Below are 14,873 nucleotides of genomic sequence, written 5' to 3'. Positions count from 1 at the left end.
GATCTCAATGAGCGGCCAAGGCGTCCAGGGCGACGAGGCGGCCATTCCTTCGAAGCCACAACCGCAGCAGACAGACATCAGCCACACCCCGTCGCCCCGGGAATCCAGAGCGACTCACTCCAGACAATCGATCTTAGGGACGTGACATGAACAGAAAGGCGCTTGCCGCCGCGGTGTCCGCCGTTCTGGCCCTGACCCTGGCCCCCGCGGCTCCCGCGGCCGCGGCACCGGTCGTTCAGATCGTCGCGGGGTACTCCGCGAGTATGAGGGAGAAGGACAGCAAGTTCTTCTGCCCCGCCGGCGAGGTGATCACCGGTCGGGCGCACGACGGGGACGAGAACGGCTGGACCACGTACTGGTGCGGCCGGATCTACATCAACGGCGTACAGGTCTCCGTGTCGGCGAGCCCGTACGCGGATCCCCGGAAGGAGCCCTACTCGTGGTTCGAGGCGCCGGAAAGCAACGGCATGGTCGGCCGGAGGCACGACGGGGACGAAAACGGCGTCACCACGACCTACTTCGCGCTGCTCACCTGGCAGGGCAAGCCCGTACAGCTGATCAACCGGCGCTGGACGTCGCGGTACAGGGAGAGCGGTCACGAGTCGAAGGCGGGCGCCGGCGAGATCATGACGGGACGGAAACATTACGACGATGAGAACGGCGACAGCTACTACCAGTACGCCACGGTCTCGTTCTGAGCGATCGTCCAGCCCTGCCTGATCCCGATGCGCCGGCAGTGCCGCGGCCGGGCCGTCCGGGACGCTTGACGGCCCGCAGACGGCCCGGAGAGCCACAGCGGCCTCTGCCTGCCGGTGGAACCGCAGGCAGAGGCCGCTTCTCGTTACAGCGCCATCTTCTTCTTGAGGTTCTCGTCGAGCGCCGCGAGGAAGTCCTGCGTGGTCAGCCACTCGGCGTCGCCGCCGACCAGGAGCGCGAGGTCCTTGGTCATCTGGCCACCCTCGACGGTCTCGACGCAGACCCGCTCCAGCTTCTCGGCGAAGTCGATGACCTCGGGCTGGTTGTCGAGCTTGCCGCGGTGCTGCAGACCGCGGGTCCACGCGAAGATCGAGGCGATCGGGTTGGTGGAGGTCGGCTTGCCCTGCTGGTGCTGGCGGTAGTGCCGGGTCACCGTGCCGTGCGCCGCCTCGGCCTCGACCGTACGGCCGTCGGGGGTCATGAGCACGCTGGTCATGAGGCCGAGCGAGCCGAAGCCCTGCGCCACCGTGTCCGACTGGACGTCGCCGTCGTAGTTCTTGCAGGCCCAGACGTACCCGCCCTCCCACTTCAGGGAGGCGGCCACCATGTCGTCGATCAGGCGGTGCTCGTAGGTGATTCCGGCGGCCTCGAAGTCGGCCTTGAACTCGGTCTCGTAGACCTCGGCGAAGATGTCCTTGAACCGGCCGTCGTACGCCTTGAGGATCGTGTTCTTGGTCGACAGGTAGACCGGGTAGCCGCGGTTGAGGCCGTACCGCATGGAGGCGCGGGCGAAGTCGCGGATCGACTCGTCCAGGTTGTACATCGCCAGGGCGACGCCGGCGCCGGGGAAGTCGAAGACGTTGAGCTCGATCGGCTCGCTGCCGTCCTTGGGCGTGAACGTCAGCGTCAGCGTGCCCTCGCCCGGAATCTTCAGGTCGGTGGCGCGGTACTGGTCGCCGAAGGCGTGACGGCCGACGACGATCGGCTTGGTCCAGCCGGGCACGAGCCGAGGGATGTTCGACATGATGATCGGCTCGCGGAAGATGACACCGCCGAGGATGTTGCGGATCGTCCCGTTCGGGGACTTCCACATCTTCTTCAGGCCGAACTCCTCGACGCGGGCCTCGTCCGGCGTGATCGTCGCGCACTTCACGCCCACGCCGTACTGCTTGATGGCGTTGGCGGCGTCGATCGTGACCTGGTCGTCGGTGGCGTCGCGGTGCTCAATGCCGAGGTCGTAGTACTTCAGGTCGACGTCGAGGTAGGGAAGGATCAGCTGGTCCTTGATGAACTGCCAGATGATCCGGGTCATCTCGTCGCCGTCGAGCTCGACGACCGGGCCCGCTACCTTGATCTTGGGCATGCGTGGGGTTCCCCTTCTGAACTAACTGGCCAGCACGTCCTTTTTGAGGCTCACTGGCCGTTGAGGCTATCGGACGGGTGTGGTAAGTCCGCGACGAGGTCGTGTCCCTACGAGTCGTGCAGCCGCAGCAGCATGAGCAGCGAGCCGATGACGAGCGCCGCGCCGAACGCCGCCAGCGTGAGCGCGTCCATCCGTTTGCTGCGCACCGCGAGCGCGCCCGCTCGCCGTTCCGAGACCGTCACCCGGGCCAGGGATCCGGCGAGGAAGCCGCACCCCATGATCGCACCGCCCGCGGGCACCGGCACACCCAGGCCGATCGCGCACAGCCCGGCGGCCGCACCCGCCGCCACCAGCAGGTACGGCCCCCAGGCCGTGCTCTCGCTCGTTCTCACGTCTCTCCCATGCCTGCCACTGCGGTCCTCGGCGCGCATTCCTCACTGTCACCGTTCGTCGATGGGCACCCACTTCTGGTCGCGCTCGCCGATGTACTCGCTGTCCGGCCGGATCAGCCGGTTGTCGGCGTGCTGCTCGATCACGTGGGCGGTCCATCCGGACATGCGGCTGACCGAGAACACGGGCGTGAACAGGTCCGTCGGGATGCCGAGGTAGTGGTAGACGGTCGCGGCGTAGAAGTCCACGTTCGGGTACAGGTGCTTGTCCGCGAAGACGACCTCCTCCATCTCCCGCGACATCCGGTAGTAGGTGTCGTCACCCGAGGCCTCGGCCAGCTCCTGCGACATCCGCCTCAGGTGGGTCGCCCGGGGGTCCTCGGTCTTGTAGACGCGGTGCCCGAATCCCATGATCTTCTCGCCCGCCGCCAGCTTGTCCCGTACGGCCTGCGCGACGCCGCGTGGGTCCAGCGCTTCCAGCGTACGCATGACCTGCTCGTTCGCCCCACCGTGGAGGGGGCCCTTGAGCGTGCCGATGGCGGCGACGATCGCCGAGTGCATGTCGGACAGCGTCGCGGCGCAGACGCGGGCGGCGAAGGTGGAGGCGTTCATCGTGTGGTCGGCGTGCAGCACCAGGCAGGTGTCGAAGATCTCGACCTCGCGCCGCTCGGGGCGGCGGCCGGTGATCTGCAGCAGGAAGTTCGCGGCGGTGCTCAGCTCGGGATCGGGCTCCGGGATGTCCGCTCCCGTCCTGGCCGCGTGATAGCGGGCGACGAGGATCGGCTGCTGGGCCGTGAGCCTGGCGGCCTTGCGGCGGTTGGCGTCGGCGGCGTTGGAGTCCTTGTCCGGGTCGTCGGCCCCGGCCAGCGAGACCAAGGTGCGCAGCGCCTCCATGGGCGCCTGCTTCCCGGCGATCTCTGAGACGTTGCTCTCGACGAGCGCACCCAGGGTGCGGCCTTCGGCCAGCTCCGCGCCGTAGTCCGCGAGCTGCCCGCGGGTCGGCAGCGTGCCACGCTGGAGCAGGTGGGCCACCTCTTCGAAGGTGGCGTGGCCGGCCAGGTCGTGGATGTCGTATCCCCGATAGAAGAGACGGCCGGCCTTGCCGTCGATGTCGCTGAGCGCTGTGGACGCGGCGACGACATCGGCGAGGCCTTTGGTGGGCTTGTCCGCCATAAGGGTTTCCTCCGCTTATCTCCGCCCGAAGTCTACCCGTGAGCAGGTAAACCGCCCCTCAAAGGTCCAGACCAATTCCAGGATTGATTCTGCTCGTGGCAAAGGCGATTCCCCCTCGCCACGGGTGGGTAAGCCGCAGCTATAGGGAAAGTAACGGCGGGCTACCTGGGGAGGAACTGCCGTGGAGGGGCCGTTCATACGGATCGAGGACAGCGGCGAGGTGGTGCCGCTGCGCCCCGACGTCACCACGATCGGCCGCGGCCGAGGCGTTGACGTCCGGCTGACGGATCCGAGCGTGTCACGGCTGCACGCCGAATTCGTCCGTCGCGGGCCCTACCTGTACGTCGTGGACCTGGGCCTGTCCCGCAACGGCACACGGGTGAACGGCAGGCCGATCGCCAGGAGGGTGCTGGACGACGGCGACGTCGTCTCCTTCGGGGCCGCCCGGGCCCGGGTCGGCGGTATCCCGCGGGAGGACATCGCCCCCGAGGTCGAGCTGCGCCGCGCCGCCGCGCCGGAGCTCACCCGCCGGGAGGTCGACGTCCTCACCTCGCTGTGCCGTCCCGCGCTGTCCGACGAGGCGTTCGTGGCGCCCGCGACGGCCCGGGAGATCGCCGACGACCTCGTGGTGACCGAGGCGGCGGTCAAGCAGCATCTGCTGCGGCTTTACCAGAAATTCCGCATCCCGGAGGGCACCAACCGGCGCACCCGGCTCGCCAACGAGGTCGTCGCCCTCGGCCTGGTGCGGCCCACGCCGGTCGTGCCGCCGCAGCGGGCGACCGGACCGGCCGAGCCGGAACCGCAGCCGCAGCCACGCACAAGCGCGGGCCGCCGGGCGTCCTGACCCAGCGGCACACCGTCCGCCGGGGGGCGGAAGCCGTCTCACCCCCGGCGGCCAGTGGAGCGTTCCGAACGGCCCACGCCGGCGTACGGCCGCGGGTCCGCCCTCGTGTGCCCGGGACGTCAGGGCCCTCGTCCTTCCGGTGGTGAACAAAATCGGCGAAGGCCCCGTCGAACGTAATGACAACCGACTCATAAGGGGCGCATCGATGCGTAAGGTTCTGGTTTCTCTGGCGGCGGCCGCGGCGGTGACGGCTATCGGCGCGGGTCAGGCGATGGCGGCGGCTCCGGCGACGCTGCCCAAGGGCTTCCTGCTGGACGAGGCCAAGGTGGACGGCCCGCACAGGCCGTGGGAGCACATGAAGCTCACCGACAGCCTGAGCAAGCCCCTTGAGGTGAACCCGTGCGACCGCAGGACCGCCCGCGACGGCCGCAGCGCGAGCCGTACGTTCACCTACGTGGCCGAGACCGTCTACCGCAGCGAGCAGGTCGTGGTCTACCCGTCGGAGCAGGCGGCGAAGGCGGCGAAGGCGGCGATGAAGTCCGTACGCGCCGACCTGGCCAGGTGCGGCACGGGAGGCAGGGGCCCGAACCGTCACGCGTACACGTGGAAGAGCACCGATGTCGGCGACGAGGCCCTCCGGATCGGCGGCTTCTTCTTCGAGAACCGCTCCCGCTCCGTCATCGTCCGCAAGGGGAGCGCGGTGGCGGTCTACGTCAGGACCGGCATGGTGACCAAGAGCCTTCCGTTGTCCCAGTTCCGCCCGCTGATCAAGGACGCCCGGACGATGGCCGCCAAGCTCTGCGACCTCCCCGGCGTCTGCGCGTAGGCCGGGGAGGCCGGGAAGGCCGGGAAGGCCGGGAAGGACGGGAAGGCCGGGAAGGACGGGGTTCACCCGCCGCTGACGAACTCCGTGGTGTAGGTGGCGCCGAGGTCGATCGTGTCCTTCCTGCCCTTGACGTTGGGCGAGAAGGAGCCGAGCACCTCCAGCACGTTCCTGGCGCCGTCGGCGGGCATGACCCCGTCCTTCGTGAAGATGGTCTTGGTGTCGCCGATGGCCTTGACGTACAGCTTCGCGTCGTCCCCGGCGTACTCGGCGGGCATCTTCGCCGCGATCTCCTCGGCCGAGTGGTCGTTGATGAACCGCAGCGTCTTGACGAAGGCGCCGGCCAGCTTCCGCACGACGGGTTTGTTCGCCTTGACCCAGGCGCAGTCCATGTAGAGCGAGCTGGCCGGGTAGAGGCCACCCAGGGCGGCTTTCGTCCCCTCCTCCGTCCGCATGTCGACGATCACCTTGGCCTTGCCCGTGGTGGTCAGCCGGGCCGCCGTGGGGTCGGTGGTCATGCCGCCGTCGATGCCGCCGTTGTCCAGGGCGGAGATGAAAGTGGGGCCGGCTCCGGCCTTCACCCGGGTGAAGTCCTCGACCCGCACCCCGTTCCGTACGGCCAGGGCCTGGGTCAGGAAGTCCGTCGAGGAGCCCGGGCTGGTGATGCCCAGGCGCCTGCCCTTGAAGTCGGCGGGCGAGGTGATCTCACCGGCCTTGCCCGCCGCCACCAGTTCGACCTCGCCGGGCACATCGGCGAACTGGACCACGCTCTGGATGCACTTGCCCTTGGTCTGCAGGTCGATGGTGTGGTCGTAGAACCCGACGACGCCCTGCACATCGCCCGCCACGAGCACGTTCTCGGCCTGGGCGCCGGACGGTTCGGACAGCAGTTGGACGTCGAGTCCCTCGGCCTTGAAGTATCCGAGCTGCTCGGTGAGCTTGGCGGGCAGATAGATGACCTTGTCGATGCCGCCGACCATGATCTTCACGGTCGGCGTTCCGCCCGGCTGCCCCGCGCCGGCGCGCGAGTCGCGGCAGCCGGTGAGACAGAGCGCCAGGGCGAGGCCGGTGGCGGTGACGGTGACGAGGCGGGGCAACGCGTTCATGGGGGGCTCCGATCAGATCTGCGCGTCGGCGGCGGCGGAGGACGACGGGGGGCGCCAGGCGAGCAGCCGGCGTTCGAGGAGGGTGAGCAGCCACTCGGCGAGCAGGGCGACGACCGTGATGATGATCATTCCGGCGTAGATGCCCGCGGCGTCGAACGTGCCCTGGGCGTGGTTGATCAGCAGGCCGAGGCCCTTGTCCGCGCCGGTGTACTCGCCGACGATCGCCCCGATCAGCGCGAAGCCGAAGGCGACGTGCAGGCTTGCGAGGATCCACGACGTGGCGCTCGGCAGCACGATCGAGGTGAGGATCTGCCGGGGGTTCGCGCCGAGGACGCGGGCGTTGTCGACCAGCGTCCTGTCCACCTCGCGGGCGCCCTGGAAGGCGTTGAAGAACACCGCGAAGAACACCAGCACGACGGCCGTGGCGACCTTGGACGACATGCCCAGGCCGAACCAGATCACGAACAGCGAGGCGAGGACGATGCGCGGGATCGCGTTCGCGGCCTTGATGAACGGGGCACACACCTCGGCGATGAACCGGCCCCGGCCGAGGAGCACGCCCAGCACGATCCCGGCGAGCGATCCGGCCGCGAATCCGAGGACGGCCTCCTCCAGCGTGACCCCGATCTGCTCCCAGATCGAACCGAAGGCCGTTCCCTTGGTGAACCAGTCGACGAGCCGGCCCCAGATCGCGCTGGGCCGGGAGTAGTAGAACGGGTCGAGCCAGCCGGCGGTGGCGACCTCCCAGCTGCCCAGCCACAGCACCACGAGCAGGACCCGGGTGACCGTGATCTTCGGTGCCGGGAACCGGCGGCGGCGGGCGGGGGCCGACGCCTGCGCGTCCTCGACCGGGGGCGGGGCGGCGGCCACGGTCTCAGGCGGCACGGCGGGCTCCTCTCGCCCGGGTGATCTCGACCTCTTCGCGCAGCGAGTCCCAGACCCGCCGGTAGACGTCGAGGAAGGCATCCTCCAGCCGGATTTCCTCCACCCGGCGCGGCCGGGCGAGGTCGACGCGGACGACGTCCTTGACCGTCGCGGGCGCCGCCGTCATGACGACCACGGTGTCGGCGAGGGCGATGGCCTCGGTCAGGTCGTGGGTGACGAAGACGACCGCCGCGCCGGTGCCGGACCACAGTTCGAGCAGCAGGTCCTGCATGTGCTCTCGGGTCTGCACGTCGAGCGCGCCGAACGGCTCGTCCATCAGCAGGATCGACGGCTCGTTGATCAGCGTCTGGGCGAGCGCGACCCGCTTGCGCATGCCCCCGGAGAGCTGGTGCGGGTAGTACCGCTCGAAGCCCGCGAGCCCGACCCGCGCGACCCAGTCCGCGGCCTGCTCACGCGCGGCCCGCTTGGGCGCGCCGCGGTACCGCGGGCCCGCGGCGACGTTGTCGAGGACCGTACGCCACGGGAGCACGGCGTCCTGCTGGAACATGTACCCGAGCCGGTCGGGTATGCCGGTCACCGGGCGGCCGTGGACCAGGACCTCGCCCTCGCCGGCCGGGGCCAGCCCCGAGATCATCGACAGACTGGTGGACTTGCCGCATCCCGTCGGCCCGACCACGCTGACGAACTCCCCTTGGCGTACGGTGAAGGACATGTCGCGGGTCGCGGTGTGGGCCGCGCCGTCGCGGGAACGGAAACGTTTCGTCACACCCCGCAACTCGATCGCGGGTGGTGATTCGGCCACGAGTTCACTCCTTCAGGAAAACCGTTGTGCGAAAGCTCTCCGGGACCGTAGGCCGGGGCGAAGAGGCCGACCAGGCTTGTGCCACTTGTTCGGGTAATGCGCATACTTCGCGTTCTGCGCTTTCTGCTCACCCTTGTGTGACGAGACCCGGCGGGTATCGTGCTGGGCATGCCCTGGGCCGACCCTCCTAGGCCGCGTCCGCACCCCCGTTTCGCGACCCAAGCGCTGCTCGTGCAGGTCGCGGTCCTCCTGTTGATCATCGGTCTCGGCTTCGCGCTGGTGGCGTACCTGCTGCACGCGGAACTCGAGCGCCAGTACGAGCAGCGCGCGCTCGCCGTGGCGCGCGCCGTCGCCGCCGACGACGTCGTGATACGCGCGGTGGCCGCCCACTCACCCGGCCCGCAGGTGCAGCGGCGGGCCGAAGAGGTACGCCGCCGTACCGGGGTGCTGTTCGTGGTGGTGGCCGACGACCAGGGCATCAGGTACTCCCACCCGGACCCCGCGAGGATCGGGCATCGGGTGAGCACCGAGCCGGAGGCGCTCGCCGGCCGAGACGTCGTCACCTTCGAGCGCGGCACGCTCGGCCTGTCGGCGCGCGGCAAGGTGCCCGTGCTGGACGGCGCCGGGCGGGTGGCCGGCCAGGTCAGCGTGGGGATCGCGGCCGGTGAGGTGTCCAGGAGGGTCGGCGACCTGCTGCGGGGCGCGGCCGGGTTCACCGGTCTCGCGCTGCTGCTCGGCCTGGCCGCCTCCGCCGGCCTCGCACGCCGCCTCAAGCGGCAGACGCTGGGGCTGGAGCCCTCCGATCTCGCCGACCTGCTCCGGGAGCGCGAAGCCGTACTGCACGGCATCGACGAGGGCGTGCTGGCGGTGGACGCGGCCGGGCGGATCACGATCTGCAACGACGCCGCCGCGCGGCTCCTCGGCGGCATGCCGGATCCGGGCACCGCGGTCGGCGACGCGGGCCTGCCGGCCGGCGTACGCACGCTCCTGGCCGAGCGCCGCACGGTCCGCGGGGTGCTCCTCGCCACCGAGGACAGGATGCTGGTCGCCACGGCCGGGCCGGTGCGGCGCGGGCAGCACGACCTCGGCCACGTGGTCACGCTGCGGGACCGCACCGACCTGGACGAGATGACCCGCGAGCTCGACGTGGTGCGCGCGCTGTCGGACGCGCTGCGCGCGCAGGCCCACGAGTACACCAACCGGCTGCACACGTTGTCCGGCCTGCTCAGTCTGGGGCATCGCGACGAGGCCGCGGCCTACCTCCGCGAGCTCGCCGACGATCCCCTCGCGACGGAGTACGGCGACGGCGGGCGGCTGCGCGACCCGTACGTCCGCGGGCTGCTGGCCGCGAAGACGGCGGTGGCCTCCGAGTGCGCGGTCGACCTGCGGCTCAGCCAGGACTCGTTCCTGCCCGGTCCGCTCACCTGCCCGCTCGACATGGTCACGGTCCTGGGCAACCTGGTGGACAACGCGATCAGCGCGGCGCGCTCCGGCACCCGCAGGCCCGCCTGGGTCGAGGTGTCGCTGCTGGCCGAAGCCGGCATCCTGCACCTCGTCGTCGTCGACAGCGGCGACGGCGTCCCGCCAGAGTCCTGCGACCGGCTGTTCGACCAGGACTTCACCACCAGCGCCGACGACGCCCGCCCGCACGGCGTCGGGCTCGCGCTCGCCCGGCGCGTCGCCCGCAGGCACGGCGGCGACCTCGCCCTGACCCGGCCCTCCGGCGCCGACTGCGGGGCGGTCTTCGTCGCGCGGATCCCCGGCGCGGTCGAGCCCGCGCCTCACCTGTCCGGAGCCCCGTCCACCGGGTGCGTGGGGGCGCCGTGATCCGGGTTCTCGTCGTCGACGACGACTTCCGCGTCGCCAACCTCCACGCGCGCTATGTCGGCCGGGTGCCGGGGTTCGAGGTGGCGGGCATCGCCCACACCGCCGCCGAGGCCGTCGCGCTCGCCGGGCGGCTGCGACCCCACCTCGTGCTGCTCGACCAGTACCTTCCGGACGCGCCCGGAACCTCGATCGTCCCGGACCTCGGCGGGCACGTGATCATGCTGACCGCCGCCGCCGAGGCGGGGGTCGTCCGCGAGGCGCTCGGCCGTGGGGTGGTCAACTACCTGGTGAAGCCCTTCACCGAGGGTGACCTCGCCGAGCGGCTCCGCGCGTACGAGCGGTTCCACCGGCGGCTGGGCGGCGCCGCGTCGCTGAGCCAGGCCGAGATCGACCGCGCGGTCCGGATGCTGCACGAGGGCGACCGGGTCGACGCCGCGGTCAGGAAGGGCCGGTCGAGCCACACCGCGCAGCTCGTCATCGACGCCCTGCGCGCCGCCGGAGGGCCGGTGACCTCAGCGGACCTCGCCGCCCGGCTCGGGCTGTCCCGGGCCACCGCCCAGCGTTACCTGTCCGACCTCGCCGCCGACGGACGGCTGACCGTCGGGCTCAGGTACGGAACCACCGGCCGGCCCGAACACCTTTACCGGCTTCCTGAGCCGCCGGCGCAGTAGCCTGCCCCAGTCCGACGGGCTCGGCAGCGTGAGGAACGCCTCCGCCTGGAGCGCGGAGACGCCGATGCGCGGCAGGTCGCGGGTGTTCGGGTAGACCAGGAAGCGCGGCTCCCACAAGGGCCTGAACTTGGCGTTGAAGCGGTACAACGACTCGATCTGGAACCAGCGGGACAGGAAGACGAGGATGCCGCGCCAGGCCCGCAGCACGGGCCCCGCGCCCAGCCGCTCCCCCCGCGCCAGCGCGGAGCGGAACATCGCGAAGTTCAGCGACACCCTGGTCACGCCGAAGTCCGGCGCGGCCTGCAGCGCCCGGACGATCAGCAGTTCGTTCAGCCCCGGATCGGCCTCGCGGTCCCGGCGCATGAGGTCGAGCGAGATGCCGTCGCGCCCCCAGGGCACGAAGTGCAGGACGGCCCGGATGTCCCCGCCCGACTGGTCGTCACCCTGCGGTGCCGCCGCCCGGTGCGCCGTCACCACGAGGCAGTCGGCGTCGGCGGGGTCGCCGAACCGGCCGAGCGCCATGGAGAAACCGCGCTCGGTCTCGGTGCCGCGCCAGTGGTCGGCCGCGGTGCGGATGCGCTCGCGCTCCGCCTCGCTCAGGTCGCCGGCCCGCCGCACCTGGCAGGTGTAACCGAGCCGCTCCACCCGCTTGACCATCTGACGCACGTTGCGCATGGCCCGGCCCTCCAGCGTGAACCCGGCCACCTCGACGACGGCCTCGTCGCCGATCTCCAGGGCGTCCAGGTCGCCCTCCCTGGTCCACACCTCGCCGGCGGTCTCGCTGCACCCGATGACGGCCGGGACCCACGCGTGCCGCCTGGCCTCCTCCAGGAAACGCCTGATCGCGCCGGGCCACGCCTCGGGGTCGCCGATCGGATCGCCGCTGGCCAGCATCACCCCGGCCACGACACGGTAGGCCACGGCGGCCTTGCCGCTGGGCGAGAAGATCACGCTCTTGTCCCGCCGGAGCGCGAAGTATCCGAGCGAGTCCTGCCGGCCGTACCGGTCGAGCAACCCGCGCAGGCGCTCCTCGTCGTCCTCGGTGAGCGCGGCGGCCGGTCGTTCCGGCCGCAGGGCGAGGTAGATCGTGGTCACGGCGGTGAGCACGCCGAGCCCGGCGAGCGAGAAGGACACCAGGTCGGCGACGCGGTCGGAGGTGTACGCCACCGGGCCGTCCAGGCCGACAAGGCCGAGCAGGACGTGCTGCGTCCGGTCGCCGAAGCCCGGGTCGCCGACGACGGCCCTGGGGTGCGAGTCGACGATGACCCAGCCGAGCACCACGTCGAACGCGCCGAGCGCCAGCAGGTTCCACAGCGCCCGCCAGCGCGAGCGCGGGTCGGACAGGGCGTAGAACTCCCGCTTGTTGACCAGCAGCACCACGAACAGGAGCAGCGACACCGACGCGGCGATCGGGTGCCGCCAGCGCAGCCCCTCCAGCGCGGTGCCCACCGGCAGCAGCACCACGACCGCACGCCAGGCCCGGACCTTGCGCCTCCTGAGAGCGTGGGCCAGCATGATCAGCAGGATTCCCACCACCAGCGACGCCGACAGGGCGAGCGAGGTGACGCTACCCGGCAGGACGCTCGCGATCTCGCTGATCCGACTGTCCCGGAAACGCGGGAACACGCCTTTGACGATGTCCAGAATCCCGATCATCAGGGCGGAGTACGCTGCCGCTGCCGGAATCCATGGACGCGCTATTCCCCTCCGGGAAGTCTCTGTCCGACGGCTCACGGAAGCAGACCTTAAATGGTGATATCCACTTCCGGGGCCAAGATTCCCATCCTTAACCCCGGCCTTACGTCTGTCGAGTACTTTTACATGGGCCGACGCCACGGGGGACGCAGGAAGAGGCCGGGGTTGGAACTGACAGCGACAAAAGTGCAGGTCCTGTTCGTCGTGCTCGCCCTCGGCGGGCTGGTCGCGACGGTCTGGCTGTGGCCCCGGCTGAGCGGGCCGTCCTGGCGCTCGATCGCCGCACGGGTGGGCGTGCTGGTCGCGGACCAGACCCTGCTGCTGCTCGCGGTGGCCGTCGTGATCAACGCGTACTTCGGGTTCTTCGGCTCGTGGGGAGACCTGCTGGGCACGAACGCGGCCGACGCGCCGGCGATCACGGCGGGTACGGCGGGTATGGCGGGCACGGCGGCCGGCGGGGCGGGCCTCGTCCGGGTGCTCGGCAGCAGACCGGTCGAGGTCACCAGGCCGAAGGCCGGCCTGCCCGCGGGTCGCCTGGAGCAGGTGACGATCACCGGGGCCAGGACCGGGCTGAGCTCGCCGGCGTACGTGTACCTGCCGCCACAGTATTTCGACAAGAAGTACGCCGGGCGGCGCTTCCCCGTGATCCTCGGGCTGACCGGCTATCCGGGCGACGCGGAGAACCTGGTCACCCGGCTCGACCTGCCCACGCTCACGGCGACCTCGATCCTCGCCCACGAGATCGGCCCGACCGTCCTGGTCCTCATGCGCCCCACCGTCGCACCGCCCAGGGACACCGAGTGCGTGGACGTGCCGGGCGGCCCGCAGGTCGAGACGTACTTCACCTCGGACGTGCCGCACGCGATGGCCGCGGCGTTCCGGGTCGGCACCGAAGCCGCGAACTGGGGCATTCTCGGCGGATCGACCGGGGGCTACTGCGCGCTCAAGCTGACCATGCGGCACCCCGAGGCGTTCTCGGCCGCGGTGTCCCTGTCCGGGTACTTCCACGCCCTCATGGACATGACGACGGGCGACCTGTTCGGCGGGAACCGGCGGCTCCAGGACGAGAACGACCTGATGTGGCGGCTGGCCAACCTGCCGGCCCCTCCGGTGTCGGTGCTGGTGACCAGCAGTCGTCAGGGCGAGTCGAACTACCAGGCGACCGAGCAATTCCTGGCGGCCGTGAAGCCGCCCATGCGGGCGTCCTCGCTGATCCTGCCGAGCGGGGGCCATAACTTCGCCACCTGGAACAGGGAGCTTCCCCAGGCCCTGCCCTGGCTCGCCCAGCAACTGCACGCGCCCGCGCAGCCACCGTCCCCGCCCGCGAGCACGGAGGGTCCCAGGCGCCTCGCCCGCGAAGCGCCCCTGCGCCTCGCTCGGCGGCCTCGCCCCGGCCATCACGCGCCCCGGCACAAGGTCGCGAAGAAGCGGTAGGCCGGCGAGAGGAACGTGCCGGTGCCCGCCTGTTCGCGGCCGGCGGCTGAGTGAGGGCGGTGGATCAGCCCCGCTCGGCGGCCTCGACGACGTTGGCCAGCAGCATGGCCCGGGTCATCGGCCCCACCCCGCCGGGGTTGGGGGCGACGAAGCCCGCGACCTCGCGTACGTCGGGGGCCACGTCGCCGGTGAGCTTCCCGTCGACGCGGGAGACGCCCACATCGAGCACGGCCGCGCCGGGCTTGACCATGTCGGCGGTCACGAGGTGGGGCACCCCGGCCGCGGCGACCACGACGTCCGCCCGGCGCACGTGGGACGCCAGGTCCTGGGTGCCGGTGTGGCAGAGCGTGACGGTGGCGTTCTCCGTGCGGCGGGTGAGCAGCAGGCCCAGCGGACGGCCCACGGTGATGCCCCGGCCGACCACGACGACCTCGGCTCCCTTGAGCGGCACGCCGTACTCCTGGAGGAGGACCACGATGCCGCGCGGGGTGCACGGCAGCGGGGCGTCGACCATGTGGACGAGCCTGCCCAGGTTGACCGGGTGGAGGCCGTCGGCGTCCTTGGCCGGGTCCATGCGCTCGATGAGCGCCTGGGTGTCCAGGTGGCGCGGCAGCGGCAACTGGACGATGTAGCCCGTGCAGGCCGGGTCGGCGTTGAGCTCGTCGACCGCGGCCTCCACGTCCGCCTGGGTGGCGCTTTCCGGAAGGTCCTTGCGGATGGAGGTGATGCCGACCTCGGCGCAGTCGCGGTGCTTGCCCGCGACGTAGATCTGGCTGCCCGGGTCGTCGCCGACCAGGATCGTGCCCAGGCCGGGGGTGACACCTCGGGCCGCCAGGGCCTTCACCCGCTCCGCCAGCTCACTCTTGATCTTGGCGGCGGTCGCCTTGCCGTCCAGAAGCCGCGCGGTCATGGCTCTCCCTGTCCTTCCGGATGGTCCTACCGGATGCTCTACTGTCCCCCCTCGCGACGCTCGATGATCCGCCGGGTGAAGGGGATGAACTCCACGATCCGCCAGCCGAAGTAGGCGGCCAGCGCGGCGATGGGCAGCAGCGCGATGGGGCTGTTCCACACGCCGCTCATCGTCGCGAAGGAGCTCATGATCGTATCAAGGGGCATGGAGGGACTCCGGGGGAGGATGGGGTGGGCGCTTCAGGCTAACCGCCCC

General features: G+C 70.8%; 14 protein-coding genes and 1 pseudogene. 6 read left to right on the top strand and 9 right to left on the bottom strand.

All coding sequences use genetic code 11. From position 1 onward, the window contains the following. Nucleotides 1-146 precede the first annotated feature (146 nt). Entirely contained in the window at nt 147-698 is a 552-nt protein-coding gene (locus IL992_RS32265; RefSeq protein ID WP_193207097.1) for a hypothetical protein, read from the top strand. A gap of 143 nt (nt 699-841) precedes the next feature. Here IL992_RS32265 and IL992_RS32260 read toward each other — a convergent pair whose 3' ends face one another. The 3 genes from IL992_RS32260 to IL992_RS32250 all read right to left on the bottom strand — a co-directional run bounded on the left by IL992_RS32260 (nt 842) and on the right by IL992_RS32250 (nt 3,621). Then, nucleotides 842-2,059, bottom strand: a complete 1,218-nt coding sequence (locus tag IL992_RS32260) for an NADP-dependent isocitrate dehydrogenase (RefSeq protein ID WP_193207096.1) — start codon at nt 2,057-2,059, stop codon at nt 842-844. A 107-nt stretch (nt 2,060-2,166) separates the two neighbouring features. Continuing rightward, nucleotides 2,167-2,451 carry a DUF3017 domain-containing protein gene (locus tag IL992_RS32255; RefSeq protein WP_193207095.1) on the bottom strand — a complete coding sequence of 95 codons (285 nt, stop codon included), beginning with the start codon at nt 2,449-2,451 and terminating at the stop codon, nt 2,167-2,169. Nucleotides 2,452-2,499: 48 nt separating this feature from the next. Further along, on the bottom strand, nt 2,500-3,621 hold the full coding sequence (locus IL992_RS32250) for a citrate/2-methylcitrate synthase (protein WP_193207094.1): 1,122 nt from the start codon (nt 3,619-3,621) through the stop codon (nt 2,500-2,502). Between the two features lie 181 nt (nt 3,622-3,802). On the opposite strand from IL992_RS32250, the gene IL992_RS32245 reads away from it, so the two are divergent. Both IL992_RS32245 and IL992_RS32240 read left to right on the top strand, forming a co-directional pair. Beyond that, nucleotides 3,803-4,465, top strand: coding sequence for an FHA domain-containing protein (locus IL992_RS32245; protein ID WP_193207093.1), 663 nt, complete (start codon nt 3,803-3,805; stop codon nt 4,463-4,465). Nucleotides 4,466-4,670: 205 nt separating this feature from the next. Next, nucleotides 4,671-5,291 (top strand): hypothetical protein, encoded by a 621-nt coding sequence (locus IL992_RS32240; RefSeq protein WP_193207092.1) that lies wholly within the window; start codon nt 4,671-4,673, stop codon nt 5,289-5,291. A gap of 62 nt (nt 5,292-5,353) precedes the next feature. On the opposite strand, the gene IL992_RS32235 is transcribed toward IL992_RS32240, so the two are convergent. From IL992_RS32235 to IL992_RS32225, 3 genes are read right to left on the bottom strand one after another with little or no spacing between them, the layout of a single operon-like run. Next, complete coding sequence (locus tag IL992_RS32235; protein WP_193207091.1) at nt 5,354-6,394, bottom strand: ABC transporter substrate-binding protein; 1,041 nt, start codon at nt 6,392-6,394, stop codon at nt 5,354-5,356. 12 nt (nt 6,395-6,406) lie between these two features. Continuing rightward, a complete protein-coding gene (locus IL992_RS32230) occupies nt 6,407-7,279 on the bottom strand; it encodes an ABC transporter permease (protein WP_319018964.1) in 873 nt (290 codons plus the stop codon). Beyond that, nucleotides 7,269-8,081: an ABC transporter ATP-binding protein gene (locus IL992_RS32225; RefSeq protein ID WP_319018963.1), complete on the bottom strand. Its 813-nt coding sequence runs from the start codon at nt 8,079-8,081 to the stop codon at nt 7,269-7,271. Before IL992_RS32225 ends, IL992_RS32230 begins: the two co-directional genes overlap by 11 nt. A 168-nt stretch (nt 8,082-8,249) precedes the next feature. Here IL992_RS32225 and IL992_RS32220 point away from each other — a divergent pair, with 168 nt between their 5' ends. Both IL992_RS32220 and IL992_RS32215 read left to right on the top strand, forming a co-directional pair. Then, the gene (locus IL992_RS32220) at nt 8,250-9,908 is read left to right on the top strand and encodes a sensor histidine kinase (protein ID WP_193207089.1); all 1,659 of its coding nucleotides are present in this window, start codon (nt 8,250-8,252) and stop codon (nt 9,906-9,908) included. Then, nucleotides 9,905-10,579 carry a response regulator gene (locus tag IL992_RS32215; protein ID WP_079316019.1) on the top strand — a complete coding sequence of 225 codons (675 nt, stop codon included), beginning with the start codon at nt 9,905-9,907 and terminating at the stop codon, nt 10,577-10,579. The genes IL992_RS32220 and IL992_RS32215 overlap by 4 nt, the downstream gene beginning before the upstream one ends. A 102-nt stretch (nt 10,580-10,681) precedes the next feature. Here the strand turns inward: IL992_RS32215 and IL992_RS32210 are convergent. After that, nucleotides 10,682-12,313: pseudogene (locus IL992_RS32210) on the bottom strand (phosphatidylglycerol lysyltransferase domain-containing protein); the annotation flags it as partial. Between the two features lie 147 nt (nt 12,314-12,460). Between IL992_RS32210 and IL992_RS32205 the strand changes: the two are divergent. After that, the gene (locus IL992_RS32205; protein WP_319018962.1) at nt 12,461-13,708 is read left to right on the top strand and encodes an alpha/beta hydrolase; all 1,248 of its coding nucleotides are present in this window, start codon (nt 12,461-12,463) and stop codon (nt 13,706-13,708) included. A gap of 64 nt (nt 13,709-13,772) precedes the next feature. Here the strand turns inward: IL992_RS32205 and IL992_RS32200 are convergent, their stop codons facing one another. Both IL992_RS32200 and IL992_RS32195 read right to left on the bottom strand, forming a co-directional pair. Next, the gene (locus IL992_RS32200) at nt 13,773-14,618 is read right to left on the bottom strand and encodes a bifunctional methylenetetrahydrofolate dehydrogenase/methenyltetrahydrofolate cyclohydrolase (protein WP_193207087.1); all 846 of its coding nucleotides are present in this window, start codon (nt 14,616-14,618) and stop codon (nt 13,773-13,775) included. A 38-nt stretch (nt 14,619-14,656) separates the two neighbouring features. Beyond that, nucleotides 14,657-14,806, bottom strand: a complete 150-nt coding sequence (locus IL992_RS32195) for a hypothetical protein (protein WP_193207112.1) — start codon at nt 14,804-14,806, stop codon at nt 14,657-14,659. Nucleotides 14,807-14,873 lie beyond the last annotated feature (67 nt).

Source organism: Microbispora sitophila (assembly GCF_014892245.1).
GTDB classification, from domain to species: Bacteria; Actinomycetota; Actinomycetes; order Streptosporangiales; family Streptosporangiaceae; genus Microbispora; species Microbispora siamensis.
Note: the sequence above shows the minus strand (reverse complement) of the source record. Positions and strands in the feature narration are given on the sequence as shown.